Raw genomic sequence first — 11,035 nt, 5'->3', positions numbered from 1 at the left:
GGTTTTGGCAACAAGACTATAACGATGAAAGAACACATGAAAGCTTAGGAAACATGCCACCAACAGCTTATCGGAAGCAACTGGAAAACTCTAATGACTTACTGTCTTAAATATAGGGAAGTGGACAATATGTCCCCAACGGCGGTAAGGCTCAACCCAGCCCACAGCTTAAAATCAGCGGTAAATGGCTGGAAGAGTTGGGGTTTAGCACCGGGCAGGCGGTCACCGTCACTACAGAACGGGGACGGATGGTGATTGAGGCGGTGATTAATATTTGACGATTAAAACAAAGCTCCCGACCAAAATATATAGTCGGGAGTTTCTTGTTAAGGCAGTTGAGCAAGCAAGGCATTAATTTTATCAGTATCTTCAGGATGTACAGCTTACACTTCCACGTCCCATATACCCTAATAGAACTATTAGGACCATGTATAACTACTACTGACGTTCGCGTGTTATTCGAACTAACATTTCTAGCTGAACTCAACAAACTATCTATAATTAAATTATTATTTTTTGTGGTATTAGTAATACCAGCATTATTCAACACTCTTTCCATCTCTCGAGATTTCTCTACATTGTGAATTTTATTCTTTAAATCATCTAGTTTTTTCACATTATTTGGATCTTTTGCAAAAGTTTTCTGATCCGCGACTCTTAAGTCCTGAAGTGCATTATATTCTCTCTGCAATACAGATAAATCACCTGAAGCTTGTCCGCGCATAAAAAGCTCCACTTTATCCACAGGAACATGAACATTCCCCTTGATCGCAGTAGAGTGATTATTACCGTGAGCATCAGGTAATTGTTTAATTTCAAGTTTAATCTTATCGGCATTCCAAGTGGCTACCCCACCAATCATATTAGCAGCAGCATCCATCGCCCATAAAAGCCGCTCCCCATCCGTAGGTACTTTACCATCAATCGGATTTGCCCCACCCGCAGCAGAATACGTCTGACAAACCGCAGAGGCAGCCCCCGGTAATCCACACCCCGCATTAAAATAAGCTGCACCCAGTTCTTTAATAAAGTCTTCCGAACTGCCATTTTGATGTTTGGCCGCAATAGCTTGAACTTCATTAGCTTCAACTAAAACCCATTCTTTACCGTTGCTGGTTGACTGCTCGGTAACAACACAAAAACCATTACCGGAACCTACACAACTAACAATATCCCCCGGTTTGTGCTCAATTCGTTCCGTGCCTGCAAGTTGAAAATCAGGGCCAAACTCATTCTCTTCCACTTTATCAATACTGCTGCCTTTGTCCCTCAGCTTATCAATATCTTGTTTCAGTTCCTGACAGGCACCACTTCCTGCATTACCACCCTGACAGGCTGAGGCGTATTCCTTCTCTTTACGATCAAGAACCTGTTTTTCACCTGTTGTCAGGTGGTTATTCACCGCCGCGTTGTACCCCGCATTAGCAGAAGTGACAGCCGATTCAGTACTATCTCCAGCCACACCACCAACCGCACCCGAAGCTATCATTGCCAGTGCTGCCACCGTCTGACATTCCGCTTCCGTCAAGTCTTCCGGTTTTCTACCATCGTACAACTTCTCGGTAATTAACTGCGCCATCAGCTCACCGCTGGCAGCACCAATAGCCCCGGAAGCGGCACTGTTACCGCTGGCCTGAGCCACTGCCGCACCAATAATCGCATGCGCTATCGCGTTAATGGCCTTGTCCTTCATTTCCGGCCCTTCGGTCAGCGCTTTCACGCCCTGAGCCAGATAAGGCGCTGAAGCCGCCGCCGCTGCATTCCCTGCACTACCTCCGCCCATCACTATCGTCAGCGCTGCACCCGCAGCCTGAATAGCTCGTTGTACATCACTGCCAGTACCGAACTCCTTCATCTGCTTTTCATTGGCAATTTTAAACTCAGCCTGATACACCACATCATAGGTGGCTTTGTTGAGGTCTTCCTGAGTTGGGTTTTCGTTACCCGCCTTTTTCAGATTGGCTCTCGCTTCTGCCAAAATAGCCGGGTCATTCGCCGCTGATTCTTTTTGAGCATCCGCCTTAGCTCTCGCCTCATCCTGCGCTTTCATCGTGCCATAATTAGTCGCAATGGTCGTCACCTGCGAAACAATCTGCCCCGCCAGATTGATGGCTTCCAGATTGCGCATCTCTTCTTCAGCATTGAAGATTTTATCCAGCGGATTCGCCGCGTTCTGGGTATCGTTGCTGAGTTTGGCAATATCCTGCTGCTGATTGCTTTGGTCACGAATGGTAATACTGCCATCCGCTATTGCCGCATGCGAGGTACTACTGGCACTGTCACCATAGGCCACCACAATCGGTGTTCCCGGTACCCCCGGGAACCCAAACGGCGCACCGCCGCCCGAGCCGATACTTATCGACACATGGCTGACGTCATAATCGGCATGGTTAATAGAAATCTGAATCTATTTGACCTTCTGCTTTCAGGATCTCAAGGAAGCGTTTATAAGCGGTTTCGTCAAGTTCTAACAAATCAGCTAATAAATTTTCTTTAATTAACGCCCAATGATAAATACCATATGCATTATTATGAAAATATACTGTCATAAAATTTATATTAGTATCAATAACCTTTACTTCTTCAGCCTTATAAGCTCTCAGGCCACCATAATTCCTTGGTAATCCGAGAAAGAATTGTTCTTTGCCAAACCAATAAATAGCGTAAATATCCGCTATATCCTGATCTTCCTCTCTTATTTTCATTTAATAACATCCTTAATAGAATCAACCACTTTAGATGGGTCATTGATATTTCTTTGAGGCGTAGTAATTTTCATATCATAAGCCTTACCCGTATATGAGTTATACTGATAATGTATTGTTATTGCTGATTTATCTGGTAATTTATGTACCACTTCCATTTTCTGGAATCCGGCTGATGTAGGGAACCTAGGATCATTGTTTAAATCTAATTTTGTTCCACTGGCTGGATTGGCTTTAACTTGATTCCATAATACCTTCTCATTCAAATCCCTTGGGAATGGATTTTGTATACCTTTAGCTGTCGTTATATATTCAGCATTCTTGATTAACTGTTCCTGTTCTCTAGTTAATGGCGAAGCATTAGCATTTCCACTTGAAGGTTTTTCAACCGTTAATCCATAGATAACACCGGCCAAAACACCTTTGAAAATATTATTTTGGTGTAACTCTGGATTATTAACCACTGGCTCTAGTTCAGAGATAGAGTAATTAACCAGCTCTTGGCATTGCCCCACACAGTCTGCCAAAGCTGCAAGCTGCTTCAGTTTATCTAATTCCGCTCTTTGTTCATTCAACGGAATACCCGTTGCTAGGGCTTGGCGCTGCCGATCTTTATCTAGCTGACTGAGTTCAGCTTTAAGCTGTTCTCTTTCTTCATCTGTCTTAGCATTCGCATATTTTTCAGTAAACGTGGTGATATCTTCTGTACTCAGATAGTTATTGACCGCCGCGTTGTACCCAGCATTAGCAGAAGTGACAGCCGATTCAGTACTATCTCCAGCCACACCACCAACCGCGCCCGCCGCTATCATCGACAATGCAGCCACCGTCTGGCGTTCCGCTTCCGTCAAGTCTTTCGGCTTTCTACCATCGTACAACTTCTCGGTAATCAACTGCGCCATCAGCTCACCGCTGGCAGCACCAATAGCCCCGGAAGCGGCACTGTTACCGCTGGCCTGTGCCACAGCGGCACCAACAATGGCGTGTGCGATGGCGTTAATGGCCTTGTCCTTCATCTCCGGCCCTTCGGTCAGTACTTTCACGCCCTGAGCCAGATAAGGTGCCGAAGCCGCTGCCGCTGCATTCCCCGCACTACCACCACCCATCGCTACCGTCAGCGCTGCACCCGCTGCCTGAATAGCTCGTTGTACATCACTGCCAGTACCGAACTCCTTCATCTGCTTTTCATTGGCAATCGTAAACTCTCGTTGATACACCACATCATAGGTGGCTTTGTTGAGGTCTTCCTGAGTTGGGTTTTCGTTACCCGCCTTTTTCAGATTAGCTCTCGCTTCTGCCAAAATAGCCGGGTCATTCGCCGCCGCATCCTTTTGTGCATCCGCTTTAGCATGCGCCTCATCCTGCGCCGCCTTCACCCCAATATTGGTGGCAATCGTCGTCACCTGCTGCACTATCTGCCCCGCCAGACCAATCGCCTCCAGATTGCGCATCTCCTCTTCAGCATTGAAGATTTTATCCAGCGGATTCGCCGCATTCGCCGTGTCATTACTGAGTTTAGCAATATCCTGCTGCTGACCATCCTTATCCCGAATAGTAATCGCCCCATCCGCTATCGCCGCATGGGTGGTGCTACTGGCGCTGTCACCATAGGCCACCACAATCGGTGTTCCCGGTACCCCCGGGAACCCAAACGGCGCACCGCCGCCCGAGCCGATACTCATCGATACATGGCTGACGTCATACTCTGCCTTATTCTTAATATCACTCCAGCCTAACGTACCGGTGTCCAGACTGTTTTTATCCGGCGTAGCTTCAGACGCAATCACCGCACCGTCTAACTGCGTATGCTTACCGACAGTAATGTCATAACCGCCAAGACCTGCATAAATCCCGCTCTGCTCATTCACGCTGGCCCAGGTGCTGTCCATCTTGTCCATGGTGAAACCCAGACTGCCGTCAAAGCCGGTGCCGTAGCTGCCCGCAATATTAAGTGAGTACTGCTCATAGCTGTAATCATCGGTATCCTGCAACGAACGCACGGTCAGGTCACGACCTACGTCCATCAGCACGGAATCACCTTTCGCCAGTGCACCAATCAGGTTGGTATCCCGGCCGCTGATGATGGTCAGGTTGTTACCCGCCTCTAACTGGCTCTCAGTCCAGTACAGACCGTCTGCATGCATATTCCCTTGCGAGAAGTTAGCATCAGCAAAGAAACGCAAACCGGTTTTACCGCCACCGATGCCAAAGCTGACTCCGGCATTGCCGCCATAGCTCTTATTCTCACTGTCGGTCTTTTGTGTATTCGCTGCCGCCAGCAGGTTAACGTCCCGGTTGGCGTCCAGAATCATGTTATTACCGGCATTAATGGCAGAGCCTTTAATGGTGATATCGCCATCAACGCCCTTCTCACCGTTACCGGTGGCGGTAATGGACAGATTATTCCCTGCCGCAATGGTAGAACCCTGAGCCGCCCGAATTTTGGTATCGGTGGTGGACTCGGTATGCTGAGTACCGCCGGAAATACTGATACCCACAAACCCTTCACTGCTGTCAGGCAAGTCCATCATACCGGCCTGCACAGCTTGTACCGCCGACAACGCCGCTTTGATTTCCTGTAGCGCTTTGATTTTACTGTCCTGAGTGTCCTGCGCCTGTTTGGCTTCGGTTACCGCTGCATTCAGGGCGCTACCGGCTGCGCCGGATAACGCAACTGTCATACCTGATTGGGTACGCTCATATTTGTCATGAATGCTGGTCTGGTTTTCCACTGACTCAACGGTCACGTTTTTACCCGTCAGGCTGATATCCTGTTGGGCAATAACGTCAGAGCCTTTGATGGATAAGTCATTACCGGCAACTAACGATACGCTGCCCTCAGTACTGCCGACGGTGCTGCCGAGATGACTAGTCCGATGAGTGGTCTGAGTGGATTTTTCATCAATAGTCCCTACCGTAACGCCGATCCCGCCAGAGCCCATAACGCCAGACTTGGTTTTCTGACTGAAATACCGGTCGTCTTCGGTTTCCTGAGCAGCCGTCACCGTCAGATTATTCCCTGCCGCCAGAGCCACATCATGGGTACCAACCACCTGGCTACCGGATACCAGCAGGTCATTTCCCGCTTTCAGACTGACGGAATCACCACTCAGGCTACTGGACTCTGCGTTGTGATGGTTGAGGGTAATCTCCCTCACCTCTGTCACTTTCGCCATACCGCTGCCGCTGGTACCGCTGATCTTGGTTTTTTCATCCAGACTCACGGTAGACTCACCGGCTAAAATCTGAATGTCATGTCCGGCACTGACCTGAAGATGTCCTCCGGCTTCAACGTTAGCCGCTTTTGCCACGATATCGTTATCGGCCAAAAGGGTGACGTTTCCTGCTGCGGAAATCTGAGTACCAACATCCTGAGCATGGGTGAGGGTATAGTCGTTATCACCATCAAACCGGGCACTGCGGCTGTCAGATACGTTAACCGTATTGAGATTCAGGTCATGTCCGGCACTGATAACCGTTTGTCCGTCCTGACCGTTATTAATCACCTGAGCCGCGGTCAGATTAATATCATTACCGGCCTTCATGGTCAGAAGACCGCCATCATTGTGTACTACCGCACCGGCAACCTGATTAATTATCGTCCCACTGACGTTACTACGGGTGGTGGTCAGCAGGTTGATATCATTACCGGCCTGAAGCCTCAGGCGGTCATTGCCTTGCATCAGACCGCCGATATTATTGATATCATTATTGGCCAGCAGCGCCACGTTATTACCGCTGATGCTACCGCCCATATTCTGAATATTCTGCGCCAGCACGTTCAGCTTATCGCCGGCCAGAATTCTGCCCTGATTCACTAAATCGCTGGTCAGTTGTAGATTTACCTGTTTTCCGGACAATAAAGCACCGCTGCCGTCAATATCCTGCGGCCTGACCATGGCATACACTTGCGGCACCAGAACCGTCTGAACGGAGCCATCCGGCAGCGTCACATCGCGGCTAACCAGCCAGACAATATCGGAGGTCAGGTTAGCCATTTGCTCTGGCGTCAGGGCAACACCTAATGACAGGTGATATTTCTGAGCAAATTCAACGCCGCTGTTCATCAGCGCCATATATTGCTCTTCATCATTGGCGTAGCCATTTAAAAAACGCATACCCGTCAGGTTAATCACCTGTTCGCGAATCAGCGTCTGCTCATAGTAGCCATCGCCCAGGCGCTTATGCACATTATTTGGGTCGGCCTGTAAGCGGCTGTACATATAGTCCGAACCCAGCCAGGTTTTATATTGGGTGAATTTCGGATCGGTTTCGATTAAATAACGACCACCGACTACCGGATTAATTTTATACAGGCTGGCGTTGGGTAATGTCAGGTTCAGGCTCGGTGGGCGCGTCACCACGCTGACATCCTGCATGCCATCCACACCAGCCACCTGAATATTCACCCGTTCAATATTGATACCATTGATAGCGCTACTCGGTGCGTTACCCTCCTGACGAGCATTAATCAGTACCCCGCTACCTTCTGGTTGAACATAACTGAGCGTTTCAGACGGTTTGAGGGTAATCGACTGAATTTGCGTTGGCGGCTCATAATCCGACTCGCTCGTTTTTTGAGAATCAGTGCCTTTTTCTTTCTTGCGGGAATACTTTATCTCTGTACCCACATCATTAATAAAGCGCTCTCCAATAACCTCTATATTATTCAGCGTATTCGCCTCAATATTCAGAACATTACCCGCTACTATCTGACTTTTATCATTAGTTACGGTATCTGCGGTAATCAACAGGTTCCCACCCGCTAAAATTTTAGCCGGGTCGGTTTCCGTAATCACCGTTTCATCGATAGTGCGGATATAGTCATAGGAGTAATAGGTATCTTTACCTTTGGCATTTTCCGGTGTAATGATGTGGGGGATTTCATCTTTATAAAAAGAAACCTCATCAGGACGGTAGTAATTTACACCTCCCTCGACCCGGTATTGATAGATGCTCTCGGTAGAAATACGCTGAACTTCGGTTTTGAAGTTATCATTAACGTTATTCACCTGCCCCATCGACAGCCGTAAATCCCCCAGCGCTTCAATCGTCGCACTGTGGTTATTCAACACGCCGCCCATACCGGTAGCATTGCCGTTCTCATCCAGTAATCGACCGATGGACATATTGCCACCGCTGAATATCAGCGAATGGGTGTAGTTGTTTAAGGTACCCACCCCCATATCCAGCGTTTCACGCCCGGCGATGGTGGCGGCGGTGCCGTCCTCTTCCCGGTTATTAATCACATCGGCCTGTAAGCCCAGCCAGGTTCCGTAAATACGACCGGTGCCGTAGTTATCAATTTGACTGGCCTGTAAACGGGTCAACAGCCCGTCAATCAGCCCTCTGTTGCTTAAAAGCCCATTCAACGTGAGGTTGGTGGATTGGGCACTAATAACCCCTGCCGCATCGTTGGTCAGCGATCCGGCATTAAGATGCAGTTCACCGGCGTACAGCTGACCGCCAAGGTTGCTCCAGTGACCGGTGGTTTGTGCATTGAAGGCATTGTTAATGTAAAGCTGGGCACGATCGGTGTTTATCTCACCGCTATGCCCCTGCAAATTCGCCGCCCCGGCACTCACCAGACCATCAGCCAGATTAATGCCGCCAGCATCCACATTCAGGGCGCCGGAAGCCAGCGTTTGTCCCTGTAAATCCACAGACTGTGTACTGAGGAGGGTGATATCTCCGGCATTGGCCAGTTGACCACTGCTTTGTACGCCAGCTGCCAACAGGGCATTGCTGCCGTTGCTGAAATAATGGGTGGAAAGGACAATATCGTTTAGCGCTGCCAGCGTTGAGGTATTGCTGATATCTCCGATGGCATGCAGGTTAAGTGATCCACCGCTGTAAAGCTGGGCATGATTATCAATGCGCTGTCCTGCACTGAAATCAAGCCCGGCAAAGGCATAGATATCCGCTTCATTGAGAATATTTCCGCTGGCATCCACTGACAGGGTATCTTCGCTGCGCAGCAGGCGGTTGTTGGTAAAGTTGCCATAGGTAAGGTATTTCCCCATGCCCTGACTGTACAACGTACCGTTATTAAGGATATCGCCACCGGCGCTAAGCGTCAGGTTACGGTCAGCGCCCAGTGTGCCGTCATTGGTCATTGCCCCGGCAACATTAAGGGAGGCATGACCTTTGGCATAAATCGTATTGCCGTTATACAGCGCATTTTGGGTAGTCAGGGATAAATCGCTGCTGCTATTGATGGTACCGCTATTGGTGACCTGGCCGCTGGCGGCTAGCGCCATCGCTCCACCGCTGTACAGAGTGCCGGTATTGAGTAGCCAGCCCGGAGTAGTCAGAGACAAACGGCTGTCAGAACCTATCACGCCATGGTTGGTGACATCACCACCGGTATTAAGGATTGTCTGACCTTTACCGTACAGCATCTGATTATTAAACAGCGCCCCGTGAGTATTCAGATTCAGTTCACCGTCGGCACCGATAGAGCCATAGCTGCTCACCGACTGGTCTGCGGTTAATGACAGATTACCTTTACTGTACATCGTGCCGTTGTTGTACAACGCACCCGGCGTAGTCAGCGTCAGAAAACCGTCTGCTGCCAGTGTGCCGTTATTACTGACTGTGCTACCCGCGGTTAAGCTGGCATTGCCTTTGGCATAAATCGTATTGTTACTGGAGAACTCACCCGCCGCATTCAGGGTGATATCCCGGTCAGCGCCCAGAGTTCCACTATTGAGCAGGCTACTGCGACTTTGTGCCTGTATATCGCCACCGGCGTAAATCGCCCCGCTGTTATTGATATGGCTGGCGGACAGGGTCAGTCCCAGTCCGGTATCAATAGTTCCACCGTTTAACAGCGCATTTTGAATACCAAGGGAAGCAGCGTCTGCGGAATAAATGCTGCCGTAACTGGTCATCCAGTCGCCGCTATCGATACTTAAAAAGCCGCCGCTGCTAATTTTTCCGCTGGCAGTCTGATTGATATATCCCGGTGTGCTGATGGTTGTGCGCCCTTTGCCCTGCAAAGTACCGCTGTTATCAATACTGCTGGCCGATACCTGAAGTGACTGACCGGAAGAGAGCGTACCGCCGTTATTCAGTTTACGACGACTGCTCACCGTGGTGTTACCGTCTGCCGCCATCACACCCTGGTTGGTCAGGTTGCCCTGAGTGGTAACATCAAGTTGCCCGTTGGCCCCTATTTGCCCGGAGCCGGTGTTAACCATATCTCCCTGAGCGCTGAGCTGAACCTGATTTTTACCAAACAGCGTACCGCTGTTGGTCAGCCCTTGCTGAGTGGTCATCGTCAGGTTTTGTCCGCTGCTTATCGTACCGCTATTTTCGATACGGCCATCGGCGGTCAGCACTACCGAACCGGCCTGCGTACCAATATGTCCGGCATTGCGAACACCTACACCGTTTTCTGTTCCCACCATGCGAATAGTATTGGCGTACATGCCACCCAGTGCCGCCACATCCACCGAAAACTGCGGGCTGGCTGCATCATTACTACCCTGCTTTTCAATCTGGCTGGCATCGACGCTGACCTTGTTCTTGCCTGTAACCACATTAAGCTCATTGGCCCACACTCCGGCATTCACATTCACTGACTGGGCGATAATATCGGTATAGCTCTGCTGACTACTGTCCATTCCTTTGCCCTGAATGGTCACATTGCCCTGCTGGACGTTGTAGCCCTCCAGTTGACCATTCACCAGATTTGGCGTGCCGGTCGTCAGGGTGGCGCGATTGGCGTTAATAAAACCACAGCCATCACAGGTAATACCCGATGGGTTGGCGATGACCACTTGAGCTTTCTGCCCGGCCACTTCCACATAGCCGTTTAGCTGACTCGGATTACGGGAATTAACTTCATTAAGAATGATTTTAGCCCCGCCGCGTATAACCTGCGGGTTGCCGTCAACATAACCCCCCAGTTGAGTTTGTACCGGTGCGGCTGAGTTATTAAGAATGGCACCACGGTTATCCACATCAAACTGGCTGTAGGTATTGCGCGATACGCCTGCGGCGCTCGGTGTCTGGATATTCACCTGCGGCGTGCCATTAGCACTGCTGATAACCGTTGGCTGCTGGTTGCCCGGTGCGCTGTGGTCTGCCACGATATCCGCCTGTACCGGCAGGCTGATAGCCAATAACCCCAACGCCATACTGGTCAACAACGTCAGGGGATTAAGGCCAGCAATCAGCTGGCTTAAGGTATGTCCGGCTCCGGATGAAGCTCGGGTACTTCCTCCAGCAGAATGTGCACCGGCAATCTCCGGCACCACCATTAACTGACCACGGGCCCGGTTAAAAATAACCCGGTATAAATTCTTGTTCATGAGTGAAATCCT

4 protein-coding genes and 1 pseudogene are annotated in these 11,035 nt (G+C 49.8%); 2 read left to right on the top strand and 3 right to left on the bottom strand.

Annotated features, from left to right (window positions below):
- On the top strand, window positions 1-110 hold a 110-nt coding region (locus LPW36_RS18070; RefSeq protein ID WP_230608278.1), incomplete at its 5' end, for a transposase.
- A gap of 63 nt (window positions 111-173) precedes the next feature.
- The gene (locus tag LPW36_RS05590) at window positions 174-278 is read left to right on the top strand and encodes a SymE family type I addiction module toxin (RefSeq protein WP_230608478.1); all 105 of its coding nucleotides are present in this window, start codon (window positions 174-176) and stop codon (window positions 276-278) included.
- A 1,118-nt stretch (window positions 279-1,396) separates the two neighbouring features.
- On the opposite strand, the pseudogene LPW36_RS17750 reads toward LPW36_RS05590, so the two are convergent.
- The 3 genes and pseudogenes from LPW36_RS17750 to LPW36_RS05575 form a co-directional block, all read right to left on the bottom strand.
- A pseudogene (locus tag LPW36_RS17750) lies at window positions 1,397-1,579 on the bottom strand (VENN motif pre-toxin domain-containing protein); the annotation flags it as partial.
- An 811-nt stretch (window positions 1,580-2,390) separates the two neighbouring features.
- Window positions 2,391-2,705, bottom strand: coding sequence for a hypothetical protein (locus tag LPW36_RS05580; protein WP_230608470.1), 315 nt, complete (start codon window positions 2,703-2,705; stop codon window positions 2,391-2,393).
- The gene (locus LPW36_RS05575) at window positions 2,702-11,023 is read right to left on the bottom strand and encodes a hemagglutinin repeat-containing protein (RefSeq protein WP_230608468.1); all 8,322 of its coding nucleotides are present in this window, start codon (window positions 11,021-11,023) and stop codon (window positions 2,702-2,704) included. The genes LPW36_RS05580 and LPW36_RS05575 overlap by 4 nt, the downstream gene beginning before the upstream one ends.
- Window positions 11,024-11,035 lie beyond the last annotated feature (12 nt).

This window comes from Limnobaculum eriocheiris (assembly GCF_021010575.1).
Classification (GTDB): Bacteria; Pseudomonadota; Gammaproteobacteria; order Enterobacterales; family Enterobacteriaceae; genus Limnobaculum; species Limnobaculum eriocheiris.
This window is presented reverse-complemented; position numbering and strand designations above follow the sequence as displayed.